The sequence below is a fragment of the Streptomyces sp. CB09001 genome (genome assembly GCF_003369795.1).
Classification (GTDB): domain Bacteria; phylum Actinomycetota; class Actinomycetes; order Streptomycetales; family Streptomycetaceae; genus Streptomyces.
The window spans coordinates 6149417-6170096 of record NZ_CP026730.1 but is presented as its reverse complement, the minus strand read 5'-3'; the positions used below and the strand labels follow the sequence as shown (position 1 = coordinate 6170096).

The window sequence follows — 20680 nt, the reverse complement described above, 5'->3', positions numbered from 1 at the left end:
GTGCAGTTCTGACTGACACGACAGTCAGGGTCTCAATGGGCCACTGTTCCCGGGGTTTGTGCTCGGGCGTGTTGAGTTTTCCGCAACATGTGCCTAAGGTCGTGGCCCGTGGAAACCGACGACGTGCCCGACGGCGCACCGAACGCCGACACCGCCGCCCGCGTCCGCGAGGTCATCGCGGCCGCGGGCGTCAGTCAGCGCGAGTTCGCACGCCGCGTCGTCATGGATCCGTCCAAGCTGTCGCGGTCGCTCAGCGGCACCCGCCGCTTCACGGTCGCGGAGCTGGCACGGATCGCCGACGAGGGCAAGGTCGACGCGGGCCGGCTGCTCGGCACCCGGTCCCGTGAGAAGGCCGCACCACCGGCCGCCGGTGTCGAGGGCGGGCGACCGCTGCAGATCGTCCGCGAGACGGTCCGGCTGATCGCGGAGCACGGTTTCCACGCGGTGCGGGTCGCCGACATCGCCCGCGCCTGCGCCACCAGCAGTGCCGCGATCCACTACCACTTCCCGGGGCGCGCCGAACTCCTGGAGGCGGCCGTGCGCTGGTGCATGGACGAGGACACCGCGCGCCGTGCCGTCCGTCTCGCCGAGGCGGACGACGCGGCGGCGGAGCTGTCCCAGCTCATCGCGCTGCAGACGCCGCGCACCACCCAGCAGCGCCGCCAGTGGGCGGTGTGGCTCGACCTGTGGGCCGAGGCCGCTCGCTCCACGGCGGTGGGCCGTCTGCACTCCGAGTACTACCGGCAGTGGCGTGCGACCGTCGCCGACGTCGTACGCCGAGGTGTCGGACAGGGCGTCTTCCGCGCCGGGCTCGATCCGCAGGCGGCGGCACTGACGCTGACCGCTCTGATCGACGGCCTGGCGACGCACGTCCTGTCGGTGAACGGGCCGGCGTCCGCCGGTGCCGCGGACGCGATGCACACGGCACTGACCACCCACGTCACCGACACGATCCTGGCTCCGTAGCTCAGGAGCCGCACAAGCCCCTGCCCTGCCCCATGTCCCTCGGGAGGCCCCCACATGCCCATGACCGAGAACGTCGTCATCACCTGCGCGCTCACGGGCGCCGGCGACACCGTCCGCAAGAGCCCCCACGTCCCCGTCACCCCGGAACAGATAGCCAGGAACGCCGTGGAGGCGGCCGCCGCCGGAGCTGCCGTCGTCCACATCCATGTACGCGACCCGGAGACCGGCGATCCGTCCCGCGACCCGAAGCTGTACCGGGAGGTCGTCGAGCGCGTCAAGGAGACCGGCACCGACGTCGTCATCAACCTCACCGCCGGCATGGGCGGCGATCTGGTCATCGACCCGGACGACCCGCTCACCCACCTGCCGGGCACCGACCTCGTCGGCGGTCTGGAGCGTCTTCCGCACGTCGAGGACCTGCTTCCCGACATCTGCACCCTGGACTGCGGCTCGCTCAACTTCGGCGACGGCTCCAACCTCTACGTCTCCACTCCCGACATGCTGCGGGCCGGGGCGCGGCACATCCAGGAGCTGGGCGTGCGGCCCGAGTTGGAGATCTTCGACACCGGCCAGCTCTGGTTCGCCAAGCAGTTGCTCGCGGAGGGCCTGCTCGACGACCCGACCGTCTTCCAGCTCTGCATGGGCATTCCGTGGGGTGCGCCCGCGGACCCCGGGGTGCTCCAGTCGATGGTCAACATGTTGCCGGACGGCGCTCGTTGGGCGAGCTTCGCACTCGGCCGGATGCAGATGCCGTGGGTCGCGCAGTCGATCCTGCTCGGCGGCCACGTCCGTGTGGGCCTGGAGGACAACCTGTACCTCGGCCGGGGCAACAAGGCGACCAACGCCCAGCTCGTCGAGCGGGCCGTGACCCTCGCCGAGTCGATGGGCGCCCGCGTCGCGACACCGGACGAGGCCCGCGCCACTCTCGGCCTCAAGCCGCGCAAGTAGCCCACCGCGACCACGAAGGACCCCCTCATGACCCCACCCGAGAACGTCCGCCGCGTCGCCTGTGCCGGCGCCGGAGTCATCGGCGGCGGCTGGGTCGCCCACTTCCTGGCGCGCGGCTACGACGTGACCGCCTGGGACCCGGCGCCCGATGCCGAACCCAAGCTGCGCCGCCTGGTCGAGGCGGCGTGGCCGACGCTCACCCGGCTCGGCCTCGCCGAGGGCGCCTCGACCGACCGGCTCACCGTCACCGGCACCCTGGAACAGGCCGTCGCCGACGCCGAGTTCGTCCAGGAGAGCGCGCCCGAGAAGCTCGGCCTCAAGCGCGATCTGCTGGCCCGCCTGGACGCGGCGACGCCGCCCGGCGTCGTCATCGCCTCCTCCACTTCCGGCTATCCGATGACCGACATGCAGACGACGGCCGCGGACCCCTCGCGCCTGGTCGTGGGCCACCCGTTCAACCCGCCCTACCTCATCCCGCTCGTGGAGGTCGTCGGCGGCGAGCGCACCGACGCGGCGGCGGTGGCCTGGGCCTCCCGCTTCTACGAGGTCGCGGGCAAGTCCGTCATCACGATGGCCAACGAGGTCCCGGGCTTCATCGCCAACCGCCTCCAGGAGGCGCTGTGGCGCGAGGCGCTGCACATGGTCGCGAGCGGCGAGGCGACGGTCCGGGACATCGACCTGTCGATCACCGAGGGTCCCGGGCTGCGCTGGGCGGTGATGGGACCGATGCTGACGTTCGCGCTCGCGGGCGGTGAGGGCGGCATGGCGCACATGCTGGACCACTTCGGTCCGTCCCTGAAGTCGCCGTGGACGCGCCTGGAAGCGCCGGAACTGGACAAGGAGCTGTACGACGCGGTGGTGGCCGGCTGCGACGAGGCGGCGGACGGCCGCTCCATCGCCGACCTGGTGGCCGAACGCGACCGGGGCGTCGTCGAGATACTGCGCGCCACCGGCCGGCTGGGCCCCGAGGAGGAGTCCCGGTGACCGGGCTCCCGCTGCTCCGCAGCACGGTCCGCCCGGAGTGGATCGACTACAACGGCCACCTGAGCGAGGCCTACTACGTCCTCGTCTTCGGTCACGCCACGGACGCGCTGATGACCGGGACGGGGCTGGACTCCGGCTACCGCGAGTCCACGCGCTGTTCCCTCTACACGGTAGAGTCCCACATCCGCTTCCTCCGCGACGTGCCCGAGGCGGCTCATCTCGCCGTCCGGACCCGGGTGCTGGGAGCGGCGGCCCGCAAGGCGCGTTTCACGCACGAGATGTACGTGCTGCCCGGCCCGGACGCGGAGCCGACGCCCGACACGGCCGCGGTCGCGACGACCGAGCTGCTCGCGGTCCACGTGGACCGGCAGGCGGGGCGGGCCACCGAGTTCCCGGCGTCGGTGCGGCGCCGCTTCACGGAGCTGACCGAGCCGCCTCCTCACTGGGCGGGCCGCTCGATCCCCGCCGTGGCCTGAGGCGCGGGGGGCCGTCGTCGCGGCGGTCCCCGTCGCCCGACGGCCCGGTGCTCTCGCCGAGGAAGCCGCCCGACTGGTGCTGCCACAGCCGGGCGTAGGCGCCGTCCGTGGCGAGCAGCTTCTCGTGGCTGCCCTGCTCGACGACCCGTCCGCGGTCGAGGACGACGAGGCGGTCCATGCCGGCGACGGTGCTCAGGCGGTGGGCGACCACGAGGGCCGTACGTCCGTCCATCAGCCGCCACAGGGCGTCCTGGACGAGGAGTTCGCTCTCCGAGTCCAGTGCGCTGGTCGCCTCGTCGAGCAGCAGGACCGGTGCGTCGCGCAGGATGGCCCGGGCGAGGGCGACGCGCTGGCGCTGACCGCCGGACAGTTTCACCCCCCGCTCCCCCACCAGGGTGCCGAAGCCGTCCGGGAGCTGGTCGGCGAACTCGGTGACGTGCGCGGCCGCTGCGGCCGCGTGGATCTCCTCGTCGGTGGCGCCGGGCCGGGCGAAGGCGATGTTGTCCCGCAGGCTGCGGTGGAACATGGCGGGTTCCTGCGGGACGTAGGCGATCAGTGAGCGCAGGTCGCTCTGGCGCAGCAGGCTGATGTCCTGACCGCCGATCAGGATCCGTCCGCGGTCGATGTCCGACATCCGCAGCAGGAGCCGGGTGAGCGTGGTCTTGCCGCCGCCGGACCTGCCGACCAGGCCGATCCGGGCGCCCGCGGGCACGTCCAGGTCGAGTCCCCGGAAGATCGGCTTCGCGCCGGCGTGGGCGAAGGTCACCGCCTCGAAGCGGATGCCGGAGTCCCGCGGTGCGAGGGGTGCGGGCGGGTCGGCGTCGACCACGGTGGGCGGGTCAAGCAGTAGCTCGGTGAACTGGGCGGCCTCGGTCATCGAGCTCTCCAGCCGCCGGTAGATCTGGTTGAACTCGAACATGATCTGGGTGGCGTTGGAGTAGTAGGTGAAGGCGACGACGACCTCCTCCACTCCCTGGCCCGGGCCGCCGAAGGCGATGGCGACCAACAGGCCCAGGACGTTGGTCAGTACGGACATGGGCGCGATCAGGGTGTCGACGCGCAGGTTGCCGTAGTCCCACGACCTCAGTGTCAGGCGGCGGGAGTCCGCGACCCTGCTGCGGTGTTCGGCCGCCTCCCGCCGCTCGGCCGCGAAAGCCCGGACGGTCTCCATGTTCATGAGGGTGTCGGCGACATGGCCGGAGACCCGGGCGATCGCGGCCTCCCGGTCGTTGACGAGCCGTTGCCTGCGCCGGATCAGCGGTGTCGCCGCCACCACCGTCAGCGCGATCATCAGGAACAGGCCGACGACGAGCATCGGTTCGTAGCTCCACAGGACCACGGCACCGAAGACCAGGGGGACGAGACTGCCCACGATCCGGTACGTCACGGTGTCGACGAAGTCCTCGAAGCGCTTGCCGAAGCTGAGTACTCGTTTGGTCAGGGAGCCGGCGAAGTTGTCGTGGAAGAACGCGGCGTCCTTGGCGAGGAGTTCGTCCATACCGCTCACGTACAGGTGCTCCATGCCGAGGGCGTCCACCCGGTTCAGGCAGTGCTGCCCGACCCGCCAGACGGCCTCGGCGAGCAGCAGCGTCAGGCCGAAACCCAGCACGTGCGGCAGCGCCCGGCCGAGGGTCAGACCGCCGTCGTCGGCGGCCTGTCCGGCCAGCTTGGCGATGAGCAGGGGCGCGACGTAGCGGATGCCGATGTTGCCCACGGCCGGCAGCAGCAGCGCGGGCAGGGCCAGCCGTCGCAGGCGCAGCAGTTCCCGGCCGTAGTGGCGCAGCGCCAGGACGACCGCGCTCCTGCCCGGCGCCGGCCCTCGCGTGTCTGTCGTCACCGTCACACTCCCCGAGGTTCGGAAGCCGGAAGTCTCCCGTCGGACGGGGGCCGCAGTCCAGGCATTTAGCCCGGACCGGCGAGAACCGGACACCGGGCGGCCGGTGCCCGCGGGTGTCTACACCCCCGGGTCCGGGACGACCTCCCCGAGGACGTCGTCCACCGGGGTGGCGTGCACGCCCAGGATCTTCCCGGTCTCCGAGTGGTCGACGACGAACGGGTGACCGGGCTCGGTGAGCACCTCGTGCATTTCCGCCCAGAACGGATCGGTGAAGGCCAGCATGGTGAGGTCGCGTTCGGTCATCTCCTCCAACCGCGGGGTCGGCGCACCCGCGAGTCCGGCGAGCCGTCCGGCCAGTTCCCGCACCGGCAGGGTCGAGGCGGGGACGTGCCAGGCCCGGCCGTACGCCTGCTCGGTGCGGCTCGCGGCGACCAGCGTGCGGGCGGTGTCGCCGATCGCGGAGTAGCTGTGCGGCACGTCGAGTTCCTGGGGCACCAGGGCAAGCCGGCCGGCCAGGACCGGCTCCTGCACCATGAGGCTGAACACCGAGAAGGCGCCGGCGCCGTAGAACTGGGCGGCCCGCACCTCGGTGACCTTCACCCCCGAGGCGGCGGCCTCCTCCCACACCCGTGCTCTGACCCGTCCCTTGGGACCGGTGGCGGCCAGGGGCAGGTCGGGAGTGATCGGCCCGCTCACCGGGCCGTAGCCGTAGTGGTTGCCGAGCATGACGTACGCGGCCCCGGTCCGCCGCACCGCGCTCAGGAGCGACGCCGACAGGGCGGGGAACCGTTCGGGCCACTGGTGGTACGGCGGCGCGGCGGTGGTGAACAGCGTGTCGGCGCCCTCCGTCAGTTCGGTGAGCCGGCCGGTGTCGGTCGCGTCCGCGGCCACCCTCTCGACGAGCGGGTGGTCGGGCCCGCGGCCGGTCCTGCTGATCATGCGCACCCGCTCGCCGTCCCCGGCGAGGAGAAGCGCGGTCCTCGACGCGGCTGCCCCGCGCCCGACGATCACATGAGATGTCATACCGACCACGGTGCCGTCCCACGGCCCCGTGCCATAGTGGCTGCAATGCCAACCGTCCGGAGGTTCTGGCCATGCATCGCGTCACAGCGGTCGTCGTGCCGCCCGTGCTGAGCTTCGACGTCTCGATCCCGCTGATGGTGTTCCACAACGTCGAGCACTACGACGTGCGGGTCTGCACGGCGCGGCCCGGTCCGACGCCGACCGTGGGCGGCCCCGACATCGTGGTTCCCGACGGCCTGGACGCGGTGGACGGCGCCGACACGGTGCTCGCCGTCGGCAGCGGGGGCGAGCCGGCTCCCGAGGAGGTCCTCGACGTCCTGCGGAAGGCCGCGGCCGGGGGCGCGCGGATCGCCTCCCTGTGCACGGGCGCGTTCGTCCTGGCGCAGGCCGGCCTGCTCGACGGGCTGCGCGCCACCACCCACTGGGGGCTGGCGGCCGACCTCGCCACCCGTTTCCCGGCCGTCGACGTGCAGCCCGACCTTCTCTTCGTCGAGGACGGCGGCGTCTTCACCTCGGCGGGCGCCGCGGCCGCCATCGACCTGTGCCTGCACCTGATCAGGGTCGACCACGGCGCCTCGGCGGCCAACGCGGCCGCGCGGCTCGCGGTCGTCCCTCCCGTACGGCCGGGCGGCCAGTCCCAGTTCATCGAGACCCCGCTGCCGCCGGAGCGCGGCACGTCCTTCGCGCCCACCCGTGCCTGGGCGCTCGAACACCTGGACCGCCCGCTCACCCTGACCGACCTGGCGCGGCACGCCGGGACGAGCGTGCGCACCCTCACCCGGCGCTTCCACGCGGAGACCGGACTGAGCCCGCTGCAATGGCTGTTGCACCGGCGCGTCGACCGGGCGAGGGAACTGCTGGAGACCACCCGGCTGCCCATGGACCAGGTGGCCCGGCAGAGCGGTCTGGGCAGTGCGGACTCCCTCCGCAAGCACCTGGTCGCCCGGATCGGGCTGACGCCCACGGCCTACCGCGCGAGCTTCAACCCGTCGGGCACGCGCGCGGACGTGTAGCCGCGCGTCACCCACTTCTGCAGGTGCGGGGCTCCGGCCAGCAGGTTCCGGTAGGTGTGGACGGCATGGTGGTGGAGTGCCTCGACGACCGGCGCTCCGACCAGCTCGCGGCGCCACAGGAGCAGGTGCCGCTGCCACAGGGGATCTCCCGCCAGCGGCTTGACCAGTACCCCGTCGACAGGGCACACGGTGGGCTGGACGAGCGCCACCCCGAGGCCCTTGGCGATCATCGACTGCAACTGGTCGAGTACGTGGAACTCGTGTGTGTCGGCGGGCCGGAACCCCGCGGCCCGGCAGGCGTCGTAGAAGGCACCGGGCCAGCCCACTCCGTCGTCGTGGGAGACGAACCAGGTGTCCTCGGACAGTTCCTCCAGCGGGACCTCGATGCGGTGCGCCAGCGGGTGGCCGACGTGCAGGGCCACGAAGACCGGCACGGTGTTGATGGCGCGATGTGCGAGCGCGGAGGAGTACCGCACCGGCAGCCCCGGGTAGTCGACGCCCAGGGCGGCGTCGAGTTCGCCGGCCTCCAGGAGCCCGAGGAGTTCGCCGGTGGCGTAGACGCTGCTGACGGAGACCGCGAGATCCGGGCAGGCCTCGCGGAGGGCGTCCAGGAGCGTCGGCACCACCGGTGTGTTGGTGACGCCGAGCCGGAGTCTGCGGACCGGCGCGGGCGAGCCGCCCGTCCTCCGTCGCCGTCCGAGGGCGTCGGCGCGGGTCACGATGTCCCGGGCCCGGCTCACGACGTCGGCACCGTAGGCGGTCAGCTCCACGCCCGTGCTGCTGCGCGCGAACAGCCCTTCGCCGAGCAGTCGCTCGATCCGGCGCAGCTGGGTGCTCAGCGCCGGCTGGGTGTACCCGAGGGCGGCCGCCGCCCGGCCGACGCTCCCGGAATCGGCGATCGCGCACAGCACACGCAAGTGGCGCAGCTCCAGCTCCATCGGTACACCTCGCTGTGTGGCGGGAACGGGCGTCCATTATGCGTTCGCCGACCGGCGGCTCCCGGCCGGGAAGCCGAAGGTTATGCATGGTCCGCGTGTTCTCTTATGCCCGGGCCCGTTGTCCGGCCGAATCCGCCGTGGAAATCTCGACTCCGCCTCCTGCTCCTCCTGCGGTGGAGGTACGTCCATGCCCAAGGAGTCACCGGATGACAGAGCTGAACGCCTTCGACGGCGGGTGGGCGGACACGGGCCGTAGTCTGCCGCTCCTGGCGGGCGCCGCGTACGCGTCCAAGCGGCGCTCGGCGGTGTCCGAGCGATTCCCCGGTGAACGCGTCGTCGTCCCGGCGGGTGGGTTGAAGGTCAGGAGCAACGACTTCGACCACGCCTTCCGGCCGCACTCCGCGTTCGTCCATCTCACCGCCGAACTCGGGACGCATGCGGTGCCCGACAGCGTCCTCGTCCTCGAACCCACCGGAGTCGGGCACACGACGACCCTGTTCACCCGGCCGCGGTCCCCGCGCGACGGTGGGCCGAACGGCGCGGAGTTCCACGGCGACCGGCGGTACGGCGAGTTCTGGACCGGTCGCCGCCGGACGCTGCCGGAGACCTCGGCCGCGCTCGGCATCGAGGCCGCCGCGCGCGACGGCCTGGAGCGGGCCCTGCGCGGGAGGGTACCGACCCGTGTGCTGCGCGGCGTGGACGCGCACGTCGACGCGACGGTGGCCCCGAATCCCCGCGGCGACTCGGAACTGGACGCGTTTCTGGCGGAGTTGAGACTGGTCAAGGACGAGTGGGAGGTCGCGCAGCTGTGTTCGGCCGTGGACTGGACGGTCGCCGGTTTCCGGGACGCCGTCGGTGAACTGCCTCAGGCGACGCGCCTCGCCCGGGGAGAACGCTGGATCGAGGGGACCTTCAACCGGCGTGCCCGGCTCGGTGGTCACGGACTGGGATTCGAGACCATCGCGGCGGCCGGCGCCCACGCCTGCGTCCTGCACTGGACGCGCAACCACGGCCCGGTGCGGGAGGGGGATCTGCTGCTGCTGGACGCGGGTGTGGAGGCCGACTCCTTCTACACCGGGGACGTCACCCGGACACTGCCGGCCGGCGGCCGTTTCACCGATGTCCAGCGCCGGGTCTACGACCTGGTGTGGGCCGCCCAGGCGGCCGGCATCGCCGCGCTCCGGCCCGGGGCGCGGTACGGCGACTTCCACGAGGCCGCGATGCGCGTCGTCGCCGAGGGACTCGACGCGTGGGGCCTGCGGCCGTACGGCAGCACGTCCACCACCGCCGAGTCCGACCTGTACCGCCGGTACACCCTCTGCGGCTCGGGGCACATGCTGGGACTCGACTGCCACGACTGCGCCGGCGCCCGCCGGGAGACCTACCCGGACGGTGTGCTCGAGGCCGGTCACGTCCTCACCGTCGAGCCGGGGCTGTACTTCCAGCCCGACGACCTGACGGTACCCGCGGAACTGCGCGGCATCGGCGTACGGATCGAGGACGACTTCCTCGTCACCGCCGACGGGGCCCTGTGCCTGTCGTCCGAACTTCCCCGGGGCGCCGACGAGGTGGAGACCTGGATGGCGTCGCTTCGCTGACCTGGCGGAGCGGGCCCGCACCGACCGTCGGCGCAACGTGACATTGTAGAGTGGGAGGTCATTGACTGGTCGGACGCAGGAGCACGGATGCCGCATCTCAAGTCCCGGGCGATCTCCGTGCAGACCCATCTGCGTGATCAGGTCGCCGACGCGCTCCGGGCCGCCCTCATCGCCGGTGACCTGCGTCCGGGTGTCGTCTACTCCGCCCCCACCCTCGCCGCGGAACTGGGCGTCTCCGCGACTCCGGTGCGCGAGGCCATGCTGGACCTGGCCAGGGAGGGCCTGGTCGAGGCGGTGCGCAACAAGGGGTTCCGGGTGACCGAGATGACCGAGCGGGACCTCGACGAGTTCACCGAGATCCGGACCCTGATCGAGGTTCCCACCGTGGGCCGCGTCGCCGCGACGGCGACCGCGGAGCAACTGGAGGCGCTGCGCCCGCTGGCACAGCAGATCGTCACCGCGGCCCGGAAGCACGACGTCCTCAAGTACCTCGAAGCCGATCACCGGTTCCACCTGGAGCTGCTGGCCCTGGCCGGCAACCACCACCTCGTGGACGTGGTGGCCGATCTGCGCAAGCGTTCGCGCCTGTTCGGGCTGAGCAGTCTGAACGAGGCGGGGCGGCTGGTCGCCTCCGCGCAGGAGCACGTCGACCTGCTGGACCTGATGGTGGCCGGCCGTGGCGACGAGGCCGAGGAGTGCATGCGCCGCCATCTCGCGCACGTCCGCACACTGTGGGCGGACGGCAGGACGAACACCGAGGACTGAGCCGAAAGCGCGCGCAAGTCCCCTTCGCCGCAGGCTACTTGGCGACGGCGGAAACCGTTGGACGGTGATTCCGTCAGACCACTTCCGCGTGTCATGTCACCTGTGCAATGGTACATGGCACAGGTTGTGGTCATGCCAATCTCAAGGCATCGGCCGTGCCCCCGTCCGTTCGACGGCGCGGCCCTCCCCGATCCACGGCCCCTTCACCTCCATGGGCCCCGCATCGCGTGGTCCCCACCCTCATGGGAGGCACAGTGAGAAAGTCAAGTGTCCGGCGGCGTCTGGGAGCGGCCCTGCCGCTTGCCCTGACCGCCGCCATGGGCATCGGTCTTCTGGCGCAGCCGGCCGGGGCCCTGCCCCCGGCCCCCGTGTCCGCCGCACGGGCCGCGCACACGGGACAGCAGCACGCCGGTCCCCCGCCCGTGGCCCAGTCCGTCGCCGCCCCGACCGAGCATGTGGGCAAGGGGCGGCTGAAGGCCTCTGCGCTTCCTCCGCTGGCGGCGAGCAAGGACGTGCTCAAGCAGTCCTACGGGCAGCACGAAGAGCACGCGGAACCGCAGGCCGCGGACCGGAAGAAGACCACCGCCGCGGCCGCCGCGTGCGACGTCTCCGCCTTCACCACCCGCACCGGCAGCGCACTGGTGCGGCAGATCGAGTCATCCACGACCGACTGCGTCAACACCCTGTTCAACCTGACCGGAAGCGACGCCCACCAGGCCTTCCACGAAGCGCAGATGACCACGGTCGCCCACGCCCTGCGCGACGGTTCGGCGTCCTACCCCGGCAACGCGAGTACCGGCATGCCGCAGCTCGTGCTCTATCTCCGGGCCGGCTACTACGTGCACTACTACAACGCCGACACGGTGGGCTCCTACGGCAGCGGCCTGCGGACAGCCATACGCGCGGGGCTCGACGCCTTCTTCGCCAGTCCGCACTCCCGCGACGTCGGCGACGCCAACGGCGAGACCCTCGCGGAGGCCGTGACCCTCATCGACAGCGCCGAGGAGAACGCCCGCTACATCCACGTCGTCAAACGGCTCCTGGCGGACTACGACTCCTCCTGGAACTCCTCCTGGTGGATGCTCAACGCGGTCAACAACGTCTACACGGTGACCTTCCGCGGTCACCAGGTGCCCGCGTTCGTGAGCGCCGTCCAGTCGGATCCCAGCCTGATCGACGCCCTGTACGGCTTCGCGTCCGGTCACCTCGCACTCCTGGGTACGGACCAGTCCTACCTCACGTCCAACGCCGGACGTGAACTCGGCAGGTTCCTGCAGCACTCCGCTCTGCGGGGCAAGGTCCGCCCGCTCGCCGCCGGCCTGCTGAACTCGAGCGCGATCACCGGCGCCACCGCCCCGCTCTGGGTCGGCGTGGCCGAGATGACCGCCTACCACGACCCCGCCAACTGCTCCTCCTACGGCACCTGCGACCTGCCCGCGCAGCTGGAGAAGGCGGTGCTGCCCGTGACGTACACGTGCAGTTCAAGCATCACCATCAGGGCCCAGCAGATGACCTCGGGCGAGCTGTCCGCCGCCTGTGACAGCCTGCGCGGCCAGGACGCCTACTTCCACTCGGTCGCCCGGGACGGCGGGCCGGTCGCCGGCGACCGGAACGACACGATCGAGGTCGTGGTCTTCGACTCGAGCACCGACTACCAGACCTACGCCGGTGCCATGTTCGGAATCGACACCAACAACGGCGGCATGTACCTGGAGGGCGACCCGTCGGCGACCGGCAACCAGCCGCGCTTCATCGCCTACGAGGCCGAATGGCTGCGCCCCGACTTCCAGATCTGGAACCTCAACCACGAGTACACCCACTACCTCGACGGCCGCTTCGACATGTACGGCGACTTCAACGCCAACATCACCACCCCGACCATCTGGTGGGTCGAAGGATTCGCCGAGTACGTCTCCTACTCCTACCGCGGCGTTCCGTACACGGAGGCGATGACCGAGGCCGGCCGCGGCACCTACGCCCTGAGCACCCTCTTCGACACCACGTACAGCCACGACACCAACCGCGTCTACCGCTGGGGCTACCTCGCCACCCGGTACCTGCTCGACAAGCACCGCGCCGACCTGGACACGGTGCTCGGCCACTACCGCGCCGGCGACTGGAACGCCGCCCGCTCCTACCTGACCGGCACCATCGGCACCCGCTACGACGACGACTGGTACACCTGGCTGGCGGGCTGCGCCGCCGGTGACTGCGGCGGGGGCACCAACCCGCCCGGCAACCAGGCACCCACCGCCGCGTTCACCACCGACGTACAGGGCCTGAACGTCGCCTTCACCGACCGGTCGACGGACTTGGACGGCACCATCGCCTCCCGCTCCTGGGACTTCGGCGACGGCACCACCTCCACCGCCGCCGACCCGAGCAAGACCTACGGCACCGCCGGCGCCTACACGGTGCGGCTCACCGTCACCGACGACAGGGGCGCAACCGCCACCGCGACGAGGACGGTCGCCGTCAGCGGCGGCACCGGCACCGAGTGCACCGGCACCGACACCAGGGAGCTGGGTCAGAACTGCCGGCGGAGCGGCCAGTCCGCCACCACCGGGAACTACGCGTACCTCTATCTCTACGTCCCGGCCGGCACCACGCGGCTGACGATCACCACCTCCGGCGGCACGGGTGACGCGGACCTGTACTACAGCGACAGCGGCTGGCCCGGTACCACCGGATACACGCGGCGGGACACGGGGGGCGGCAACAGCCACACCCTGACCGTCGACCACCCGGCGGCCGGCGCCCACTACATCAGCCTGTACGCGGTGGACGGCTTCGACGGGGTGACCGTCGCCACCGGCTACTGACCCGGCGCGGACCCGGCACGGGAACGACCGACGCACCGAGGCCCGGGGCGGCGCGAAGCCGCCCCGGGCCGCAGGCGTGGGTCCCGTGCTCAGAGGGTGAAACCGGCCGGGTAGGGGTCCGAGGGGTCGAGCAGGTACTGCGCGGTGCCGGTGATCCAGGCCCGGCCGGTGACGGAGGGCAGGACGGCCGGGCGGCCCCCGACCGTCGCCTCCCCCAGGACGCGCCCGACGAAGCGGGAGCCGATGAACGACTCGTTGACGAAGTCCTGGCCGGCCGGCAGCAGGCCACGGGCGTGCAGTTGCGCCATGCGGGCGCTGGTGCCCGTACCGCAGGGGGACCGGTCGAACCATCCCGGATGGATCGCCATGGCGTGCCGTGAGTGCTCCGCGGTCGAGCCGGGCGCTTCGAGGTAGACGTGGTGGCACACGTCGATGTCCGGATTCTCGGGGTGGGAGACCGGGTTCTGCTTGTTGATCGCGTCCATGACGGCCAGTCCGGCGTCCAGCAGCGGCTGCTTGTGCGCCCGCTCGAAGGGGATGCCGAGGTCGTCGGTCCGGACGAAGGCGTAGAAGTTGCCGCCGTAGGCGATGTCGTAGCGCACTTCCCCGTGTCCGGGGACGTCGACGACCTGGTCGAGTGCGTGGCAGTACGACGCCACGTTCTCCAGGGTCACCGACTCGGCGTGGCCGTCGCGCACCCGCACCCGGGCCGTGACCAGTCCGGCCGGGGTGTCCAGCCGGACCAGGGTCTCCGGCTCGGTCACCTCGACCATGCCGGTCTCGACCAGGACCGTCGCGACACCGATGGTTCCGTGCCCGCACATCGGCAGGCAGCCGGAGACCTCGATGAAGAGCACGCCGTAGTCGGCGTCCGGTCGGGTGGGGGGCTGCAGGATGGCGCCGGACATCGACGCGTGTCCGCGCGGTTCGCACATGAGCAGGGTGCGCAGGTGGTCGCGTTCCGCGACGAACCGCTGCCGCCGCTCGAACATCGTCGCGCCGGGGAGGACGCCCACCCCGCCCGTGATCACGCGGGTGGGCATCCCCTCGGTGTGCGAGTCGACGGCGTGATAGCAGACCGTCGAACGCATCGTCAGTTCACCCCGGCGTCGACGAGGGCCAGGGTGGCGGCGCGCACGACGGCCTCGGTCTCGGGGCCGAGCGGCTGTCGCGGCGGGCGGCAGGCACCACCGCGGCGGCCGGTCAGCTCCTGGCCGAGCTTGATGGCCTGGACGAACTCCGTCTTGCTGTCCCAGCGCAGCACCGGGTGCAGTTGGCGGTAGAGCGGCAGCGCCGTCTCCAGGTCGCCCCGGACGGAGGCCTCGTACAGCGCGAGACAGGCCCGGGGGAAGACCTGCGGGTACCCGGCGACCCAGCCCTTGGCGCCGGCGAGGGCGACCTCGAGCACGGTGTCGTCGGTGCCGATCATGAGGTCGAGGCCGGGGGCCAGTTCGGAGATCTCGTAGCAGCGCCGGACGTCGCCGGAGAACTCCTTGACGCCGACGATGTACCCCTCGGCGTGCAGCTTGGCCAGCAGGTCGGGGCGCAGGTCCACCTTGGTGTCGATGGGGTTGTTGTAGGCGGTGACGGGCAGGCCCACCGAGGCCACCCGTTCGAAGTGCTGGAGCACCGCGCGGTCGTCGGCGCGGTAGGCGTTGGGCGGCAGGCACATGACGGCCTGGCAGCCCGCGTCCTTGGCGAACCTCGCGTGCCGCTCGGCCTCGCGACCGCCGTAGGCGCCGACGCCCGGCATGACGGTGAAGCCTTCGGGGGCGTTCGCTACGGCGGTCTCGACGACGCGGTCGCGCTCCTCGTACGTGAGGGTCTGGTACTCGCCCAGCGATCCGTTCGGCGCGACGCCGTGCATCCCCTGGGCGGCGAGGTGGGCGACGCTCTCGCCGTACGCGCCGAAGTCGACCGAGAGGTCGTCGTCGAACGGCAGGCTGGTGGCGACGATGACGCCGTGCCAGGGCTTGCGGGTCTCGCTCATGGACACTCCTTGTCGGTTTCACTGCTGTCCGCCGATGCCGCCGATGCCGGCGGGCCTTCGTCGAGGTCGGCGAGGGCTCCGAGGGTGACGGGCGTCGCGACGAGCCGTTCCGCGGGCTCGTAGGCCCGGCGCCGCGCCGTGAGGCAGTGCACGGCGGGTCCGCACATCCGCCCCTGGCACCAGCCCATGCCGGCCCGGGTCAGTTGCTTGATCTGCCGGTGGTCGTGTGCGCCGTCGGCGCACGCTGCCCGGATCGAACCGGCGGTCACCTCCTCGCAGCGGCACACGACGGTCTCGTCGGTCAGCCACGAGGACCAGGCCGGAGGAATCGGGTGGGCCAGCGCCATCGCCCGGGCGAAGGCGCGTTGCCGGGCCACCGCCGAACGCAGCGCTGCCAGAGGCTTGGTCGCGGGTACGAGGGTGGCGCGGGAGTCGGCGAGGACCGACGCCGCGGCCAGCCGGCCCTCGTTCACGGCGAGTGCCGCCCCGCCCACCCCGCAGGTCTCCCCCGCCGTGTAGAGGCCGGGGACGGTGGTGCGCTGGCCCCCGTCGACCGCGACCACCGCGTTGCCGTCCGCCGAGTCCGTGACGGAACAGCCGAGGGGGGCGAGCAGGTCTAGCTGGGGGGCGAAGCCCCAGCCGACGCCGACGGCGTCGACCTCGACGCGTCGTTCCGTGCCCGGGCGCGGGCTGCCGTCCGCGGCCAGCGAGGCGATCCGTACCGACGTCACGCGTTCGCCGCCCTCCGCGGCGACGATGGCCGTGCGCGGGCTGACCGGGACGCGGTGGCGCACGAGCGTGGCGGCGTACCCCGCTCCCTCGGCCCATTTGCCGGGGTTGCGCAGCAGCGGGCCGGGGTGCCGCAGCCAGGCCCGCGGACTGGCCGCCTCGCACACCGCGACCACCTCGACGCCGCGCGCCGCGAGACCGGCGGCGACCGGCAGCAGGAACGGGCCGGTGCCGCCCAGCACGACGCGACTCCCGGCCGCCACTCCGCCGCCCTTGAGCAGGGCCTGCATCCCGCCGGCGGTCAGCACGCCGGGCAGGTCCCATCCCGGGAAGGGCAGTTGACGGTCGTAGGCGCCGGTGGCCACCAGGAGTCTCGGCGCCCGCAGGACGACGGCGCTCTCCCGCGGTGCCTCGCGGCGGTCGACCGCGTGGACCGCGAATCCGTCGCCCTCGCGGACCGCGGACCACGCGTGATGTCCCAGGCGCAGGTCGAGCCGGCCCGCCGTCCGGTGCGCGGCCAGCGCCTCGCACAGGGCGCGGTACCGGTCCAGTCCGTGGTGCAGGTCGTCGGTCGGCAGGGCCGCTCGCGCGTGCTCGGGCGGGTGGCGCCAGTACTGGCCGCCGAGGGCGGTTCCGGAGTCCAGCAGGGCGACGCGCAGTCCACCGGCCAGCGCCGTGGCCGCGGCGGCCATGCCTGCCGGGCCGGCGCCGACGACGACGAGGTCCGGGGGCTCAGTCATCGTCGCCCTCCCCGGTCGTGACGGTCATGCCGGGCCGGGCCGGCACCAGGCAGGCGCGCTGCCCGCGGGCTCCGTCCACGGTGACGAGGCAGTCGAAGCAGACGCCGATGCCGCAGAAGACGCCACGCGGGCGGTGTCCGACGCGGGTGGTGCGCCAGGCGACCCGGCCCGTGGCCACGAGGGCCGCGGCGACGGTCTGGCCCTCGACGAACGGCAGGGGCTCGCCGTCGACGACGATCTCGCTCACTGGGGCGCACCTCCGGGGGTGAGGAAGCGGTCGGGGAGAAGGGCGGTGTGGGCGGCCGGGTCGGCGCCGCGCCAGGGCCGGCCGAGCAGGTGGGCCGTCACCAGCGCGCCGGTGGCGGGGGCGAGGCCGATGCCCGCCCCCTCGTGGCCGCACGCGTGGACGACGCCCGGCACCCGCGGGTCGGGGCCCACCACCGGCAGGTGGTCGGGGCAGTACGGCCGGAACCCGCGGTAGGCGCGCATCAGATGGACTCCGCGCAGGAAGGGGAAGAGCCGGCACGCCCGGGCCGCGAGCCGTGCGACCACGGCGGTGTTCATCGTGGTGTCGAAGCCCACGCGTTCCCGGCTGGCGCCGATGAGGATCGTGCCGCCGCGCGTGCCCTCCACGACGCACGAGGTCTCCAGTCCGGCGTCGGAGGAGGCCACGTTGGCGACGTAGTCGGCGGAGTAGACCTTGTGCCGGACCATCGGCGGCAGCGGTTCGGTCACCAGGACGAAGCCGCGGCGCGGCAGCACCTCGACGGGGGCGCCGAGCCGCCGTCCGACCTCACCGCCCCAGGTCCCGGCGGCGTTGACGACGGCGTCGGCGGGCAGCACGTCACCGGCGGCCGTCCGGACACCGGTCACGCTGCCGTCCCGGCCGGTCAACGCCCCGGCGACCTCGCCCTGGTGGAAGCGCGCGCCGCGCCGTACGGCGGCCCGCAGCAGCGCCGCCGCCGCCAGCACCGGCTGCACCTGCGCGTCCTGCGGGTAGTGGACGCCGCCGGGGATGTCGGGCGCAAGGTGGGGTTCGAGGTCCCGCACCCGGTCGACCTGCTCGACGCGGACGCCGGCTGCCTCCTGCCGGGCGGCGAACTCCTGGAGAGCCGCGAGGTTCTCGGCACCGCTCGCGACCACCAGGCCGCCCTTGGCCTCCAGTTCGAAGGAGTCCGGTCCGAGCTCCCGGCCGGCCTCGTCCCACAAGGTGCGGCTCAGCTGTGCCAGGGCGAGTTCCGGGCCGGGCTCCTTGTCGGAGAGGAGGACGTTGCCCTCTCCGCGGCTGGTCGTCCCGGCGCCGACGGGTCCGCGGTCGGTGACCGTGACGTCCATGCCCGCCGAGACGGCGTGGAAGGCACAGGCGGCCCCGACGACTCCCGCGCCCACGACGACGACCTTCAGGGTCAACGGCTCCTCCTCCGTGCACGCACCTCGCTGTGCAATGTCACATGCCATGAGTGAGGCTATACATCCGACAGGCGGAAGACAATGCCCACTTCGCGGCCGGCGGTCGGAGCCGTTCAGAGATCGACTCGGGTGCCCAGGCCGGTCAGGGCGCCGACCGGGTCGAGGTCGGGAGTGCCGCGCGGCCACCAGTCCTCGCGGCCGGGCTCCGACTCGTAGGCGTACCAGAGCCCTGTCCGGCCGAGTCTGAGCTGGACATGGCCGCGCGGGTGGGTGAGGCGGTTGCGCCAGGGGCGGAAGGCGGGGAGGTCGGCGGAGAGCAGCAGGGGGCGGGCCCGGTCGAAACGGCCGGCCGGCGGGTCCCAGGGCTCCTCCAGGACGTCGAGGCCCTCCGACCCGCCCTGCCGCCAGGCGGCTACGGCCCGCGCCAGCTCAGCCGTGTCCCTTCCGGCGGCCGAGGCGAGGGACGCGTAGAGCGCCCGGGTGCCCACGGTGAGGCCGGCGCCGGGACGCGCGGCGGCGAGCCGGACGGCGTCCTGCCACAGCGTCAGTCCACCGACCGGGTCCCGCCCCGTGGTGAGCAGGGCGTGGGCGCGGGCGGCCGCGTCGGTGGCCAGCTGGTCCAGCGCGAAGGGGTCGGGGCCGCCCGGGGCGGCCGGGTAGGCCGGCGGCTGTTCGGGGTGCGGGGGCGCGGGCAACGGCGCCGGGAGGGGCGGCAGAGCACGCGAGGTGAGCGCCTCACCGGCCCGGACGCCGGGCAGCGGCGCCGGGCCGCGTTCCTGCGCCGCGCGTGCCGCGCGGGCCGCGTTCCGCCGGGACAGGGCGTCGAGCAGCGCGTGTTCGCCCCGGCCGCGGAGCAGCAGCAGGACGAAAGGGTCGGCGTCGAGCAGACGTGCCGTCTGGTAGCACAGGGCGGCGGCGTGCTTGCAGGGGTGCCCGGAGTCGGGGCAGCTGCACTGGGGGGTCAGGTCGCCGGGTCCGGGGAGCAGCGGGACGCCGCGGTCGGCCAGGTCGGCCAGGGAGTGGGGAAGCTCCCTGTCGAGCAGCGCCGCGATGTGCCCGGGGCGTTCGACGGCGGCATCGAGGAACCGGTCCCAGTCGGAGTCGCCCAGCGTACGCAGCCGCACCTGCACCCGGTATGGCCGGGCCCGGCTGCCCTGCACGTAGGCGAGGACCAGCCCGGGCGTCACGGTGATGGCGTCGACGTGCCCGCGCTCGGCGTATCCGCGCCCGCGTTCCAGCCGGGCGGCGTCCAGGGCGCCCTCCTCCAACGCGGTCACCCAGGCGTTTCCCCACCAGGTACCGGCGAAGCCCTCGTCCGCGGCCTCCCGGGGCGGCAGCGCGGGAAAGGTGCGCCGGAGATCGCCGTCACGGTCCGGGGCGGCCATCGAGCGGGGCGCGCGAGGTTTCGCGGCCGGCGCGGCGGAGCCGGCCCGGCCACGCGCCGCCGACGCATGCTGCCCGGGCCGCCCGCCGGGGGACGCCGAACCTCCGGGGCCGGTCGAGTCGCCGTCCCGGGGGACCACCGAATCGGAACCGGCGGCAGAACCCGCACCGGGCGGCCGCCCGGACTCCGCGTGCGCGACCGGACCCCCCACCCGTCCACGCGCCGCCCGCGCGTCCTCGGGCTCCCTCGGCCGACCGACGCCGCCGGACGGATCTTCAACACCCGACGCATACCCGTCCCGAGAGGAAGCCGCGCCGGGCGACGGGTCGGGCTCGGCCGGGGCCGTGGCCCCGCCCTCGGCGGAGGGTGCATCGGCCTGTTCCCCTGCGGGCAGGGCCTCTTCGGCCGGGTCCGCCTCCGGGGGGAGCCGGAACGCGTCCGCGGCGAAGTCCCGTACGGCGCGGGCTCGGGCGTCGGCGGTGCCCGGACCGCCCGTCCGCCGCTGACGACCGGCGGGACCGGACGACCGCCGCGCGTGCGCGGCGCCCTGGGCGGACGCGCCCTGGGCCGCCGCGTCCGCCTTCGCCTGTCGACGAGCCGCCCGCAACGCCTCACGCGCCACATCCGCCGGTCGGCCGCCACCCGCGTCACCGGATCCGGGGAGGCACACCCCGTCGGGAACGGGCGGGACGGTCGACCCGGTGGGATCCGTAAAGGCGGTCGGCCCGGTGGAGGCGGCAGGGGCCGTAGGGGCGGTCGGCTCGGGCGTGCCGTCGGGCTGGTGCGCCGTCGCGCCCGGACGATCTCCCGGATCAGCCTTGGATGTGTCCGGGGTACCAGGGATGTCCGGGATATCCGGGGTGCCAGGGGTGTCCTGGACGCCCGGGGCGACGGGGGTGCCCGGGGCGTCGGCGGCGTCCGCGGGAGTGTGGGCTTCCCTCCGCCGCGCGGTCAGTGCGCTGCGCAGCGCGGCACGGGCGACGTCTCCGGGGCGCGGCCGGGTGTGCTCCGGCGGCTTCCGGTCCTGGTCCCCTTCCTGGTCCTGGTCCCCTTCCTG

At 73.0% G+C, this 20680-nt stretch carries 17 protein-coding genes; 8 read left to right on the top strand and 9 right to left on the bottom strand.

Translation table 11 applies throughout. The features are described 5' to 3' along the window. The first annotated feature begins 108 nt into the window (after positions 1–108). Genes C4J65_RS28625 through C4J65_RS28610 form a run of 4 tightly spaced genes read left to right on the top strand, consistent with a single transcriptional unit; the run spans position 109 to position 3374 of the window. Entirely contained in the window at positions 109–966 is an 858-nt protein-coding gene (locus tag C4J65_RS28625) for a TetR family transcriptional regulator C-terminal domain-containing protein (RefSeq protein WP_115744995.1), read from the top strand. Positions 967–1020: 54 nt separating this feature from the next. Continuing rightward, complete coding sequence (locus tag C4J65_RS28620; protein WP_115744994.1) at positions 1021–1914, top strand: 3-keto-5-aminohexanoate cleavage protein; 894 nt, start codon at positions 1021–1023, stop codon at positions 1912–1914. 27 nt (positions 1915–1941) lie between these two features. Continuing rightward, complete coding sequence (locus C4J65_RS28615) at positions 1942–2898, top strand: 3-hydroxyacyl-CoA dehydrogenase NAD-binding domain-containing protein (protein WP_115744993.1); 957 nt, start codon at positions 1942–1944, stop codon at positions 2896–2898. Next, positions 2895–3374 (top strand): thioesterase family protein, encoded by a 480-nt coding sequence (locus tag C4J65_RS28610; RefSeq protein ID WP_115744992.1) that lies wholly within the window; start codon positions 2895–2897, stop codon positions 3372–3374. Before C4J65_RS28615 ends, C4J65_RS28610 begins: the two co-directional genes overlap by 4 nt. Here C4J65_RS28610 and C4J65_RS28605 read toward each other — a convergent pair. Both C4J65_RS28605 and C4J65_RS28600 read right to left on the bottom strand, forming a co-directional pair. Then, the gene (locus tag C4J65_RS28605; protein WP_115746672.1) at positions 3313–5211 is read right to left on the bottom strand and encodes an ABC transporter ATP-binding protein; all 1899 of its coding nucleotides are present in this window, start codon (positions 5209–5211) and stop codon (positions 3313–3315) included. The genes C4J65_RS28610 and C4J65_RS28605 overlap by 62 nt on opposite strands. A 117-nt stretch (positions 5212–5328) precedes the next feature. Further along, on the bottom strand, positions 5329–6234 hold the full coding sequence (locus C4J65_RS28600) for an NAD-dependent epimerase (protein WP_240330543.1): 906 nt from the start codon (positions 6232–6234) through the stop codon (positions 5329–5331). Positions 6235–6305: 71 nt separating this feature from the next. Between C4J65_RS28600 and C4J65_RS28595 the strand changes: the two genes are divergently transcribed. Then, the gene (locus C4J65_RS28595; RefSeq protein ID WP_115744990.1) at positions 6306–7247 is read left to right on the top strand and encodes a helix-turn-helix domain-containing protein; all 942 of its coding nucleotides are present in this window, start codon (positions 6306–6308) and stop codon (positions 7245–7247) included. On the opposite strand, the gene C4J65_RS28590 is transcribed toward C4J65_RS28595, so the two are convergent. Further along, positions 7202–8185, bottom strand: a complete 984-nt coding sequence (locus C4J65_RS28590; protein ID WP_115744989.1) for a LysR family transcriptional regulator — start codon at positions 8183–8185, stop codon at positions 7202–7204. The genes C4J65_RS28595 and C4J65_RS28590 overlap by 46 nt on opposite strands. A gap of 206 nt (positions 8186–8391) precedes the next feature. Here C4J65_RS28590 and C4J65_RS28585 point away from each other — a divergent pair, with 206 nt between their 5' ends. The 3 genes from C4J65_RS28585 (at position 8392) to C4J65_RS28575 (ending at position 13370) form a co-directional block, all read left to right on the top strand. Next, entirely contained in the window at positions 8392–9783 is a 1392-nt protein-coding gene (locus tag C4J65_RS28585; protein WP_115744988.1) for an aminopeptidase P family protein, read from the top strand. Between the two features lie 87 nt (positions 9784–9870). Next, positions 9871–10548, top strand: a complete 678-nt coding sequence (locus C4J65_RS28580; protein ID WP_115744987.1) for a GntR family transcriptional regulator — start codon at positions 9871–9873, stop codon at positions 10546–10548. 254 nt (positions 10549–10802) lie between these two features. Continuing rightward, positions 10803–13370, top strand: coding sequence for a collagenase (locus tag C4J65_RS28575; protein ID WP_115744986.1), 2568 nt, complete (start codon positions 10803–10805; stop codon positions 13368–13370). A gap of 89 nt (positions 13371–13459) precedes the next feature. On the opposite strand, the gene C4J65_RS28570 is transcribed toward C4J65_RS28575, so the two are convergent. The 6 genes from C4J65_RS28570 to C4J65_RS36200 all read right to left on the bottom strand — a co-directional run bounded on the left by C4J65_RS28570 (position 13460) and on the right by C4J65_RS36200 (position 20293). Next, positions 13460–14461: a proline racemase family protein gene (locus tag C4J65_RS28570; RefSeq protein ID WP_115744985.1), complete on the bottom strand. Its 1002-nt coding sequence runs from the start codon at positions 14459–14461 to the stop codon at positions 13460–13462. Positions 14462–14463: 2 nt separating this feature from the next. Then, positions 14464–15360 (bottom strand): dihydrodipicolinate synthase family protein, encoded by an 897-nt coding sequence (locus tag C4J65_RS28565; protein ID WP_115744984.1) that lies wholly within the window; start codon positions 15358–15360, stop codon positions 14464–14466. After that, positions 15357–16829 (bottom strand): FAD-dependent oxidoreductase, encoded by a 1473-nt coding sequence (locus tag C4J65_RS28560; RefSeq protein ID WP_115744983.1) that lies wholly within the window; start codon positions 16827–16829, stop codon positions 15357–15359. The genes C4J65_RS28565 and C4J65_RS28560 overlap by 4 nt, the downstream gene beginning before the upstream one ends. Then, entirely contained in the window at positions 16822–17076 is a 255-nt protein-coding gene (locus tag C4J65_RS28555) for a (2Fe-2S)-binding protein (RefSeq protein WP_115744982.1), read from the bottom strand. Before C4J65_RS28555 ends, C4J65_RS28560 begins: the two co-directional genes overlap by 8 nt. Then, positions 17073–18239, bottom strand: a complete 1167-nt coding sequence (locus C4J65_RS28550; RefSeq protein ID WP_115744981.1) for an FAD-dependent oxidoreductase — start codon at positions 18237–18239, stop codon at positions 17073–17075. The genes C4J65_RS28555 and C4J65_RS28550 overlap by 4 nt, the downstream gene beginning before the upstream one ends. A 113-nt stretch (positions 18240–18352) precedes the next feature. Beyond that, positions 18353–20293: an SWIM zinc finger family protein gene (locus C4J65_RS36200; RefSeq protein ID WP_240330649.1), complete on the bottom strand. Its 1941-nt coding sequence runs from the start codon at positions 20291–20293 to the stop codon at positions 18353–18355. Positions 20294–20680 lie beyond the last annotated feature (387 nt).

Coding starts and splice junctions, on each gene's coding strand:
- C4J65_RS28565 (WP_115744984.1), bottom strand. CDS start 15,360: ATGAGCGAGACCCGCAAGCCCTGGCACGGCGTCATCGTCGCCACCAGC.
- C4J65_RS28615 (WP_115744993.1), top strand. CDS start 1,942: ATGACCCCACCCGAGAACGTCCGCCGCGTCGCCTGTGCCGGCGCCGGA.
- C4J65_RS28590 (WP_115744989.1), bottom strand. CDS start 8,185: ATGGAGCTGGAGCTGCGCCACTTGCGTGTGCTGTGCGCGATCGCCGAT.
- C4J65_RS28560 (WP_115744983.1), bottom strand. CDS start 16,829: ATGACTGAGCCCCCGGACCTCGTCGTCGTCGGCGCCGGCCCGGCAGGC.
- C4J65_RS28585 (WP_115744988.1), top strand. CDS start 8,392: ATGACAGAGCTGAACGCCTTCGACGGCGGGTGGGCGGACACGGGCCGT.
- C4J65_RS28600 (WP_240330543.1), bottom strand. CDS start 6,234: ATGACATCTCATGTGATCGTCGGGCGCGGGGCAGCCGCGTCGAGGACC.
- C4J65_RS28570 (WP_115744985.1), bottom strand. CDS start 14,461: ATGCGTTCGACGGTCTGCTATCACGCCGTCGACTCGCACACCGAGGGG.
- C4J65_RS28595 (WP_115744990.1), top strand. CDS start 6,306: ATGCATCGCGTCACAGCGGTCGTCGTGCCGCCCGTGCTGAGCTTCGAC.
- C4J65_RS28580 (WP_115744987.1), top strand. CDS start 9,871: ATGCCGCATCTCAAGTCCCGGGCGATCTCCGTGCAGACCCATCTGCGT.
- C4J65_RS28620 (WP_115744994.1), top strand. CDS start 1,021: ATGCCCATGACCGAGAACGTCGTCATCACCTGCGCGCTCACGGGCGCC.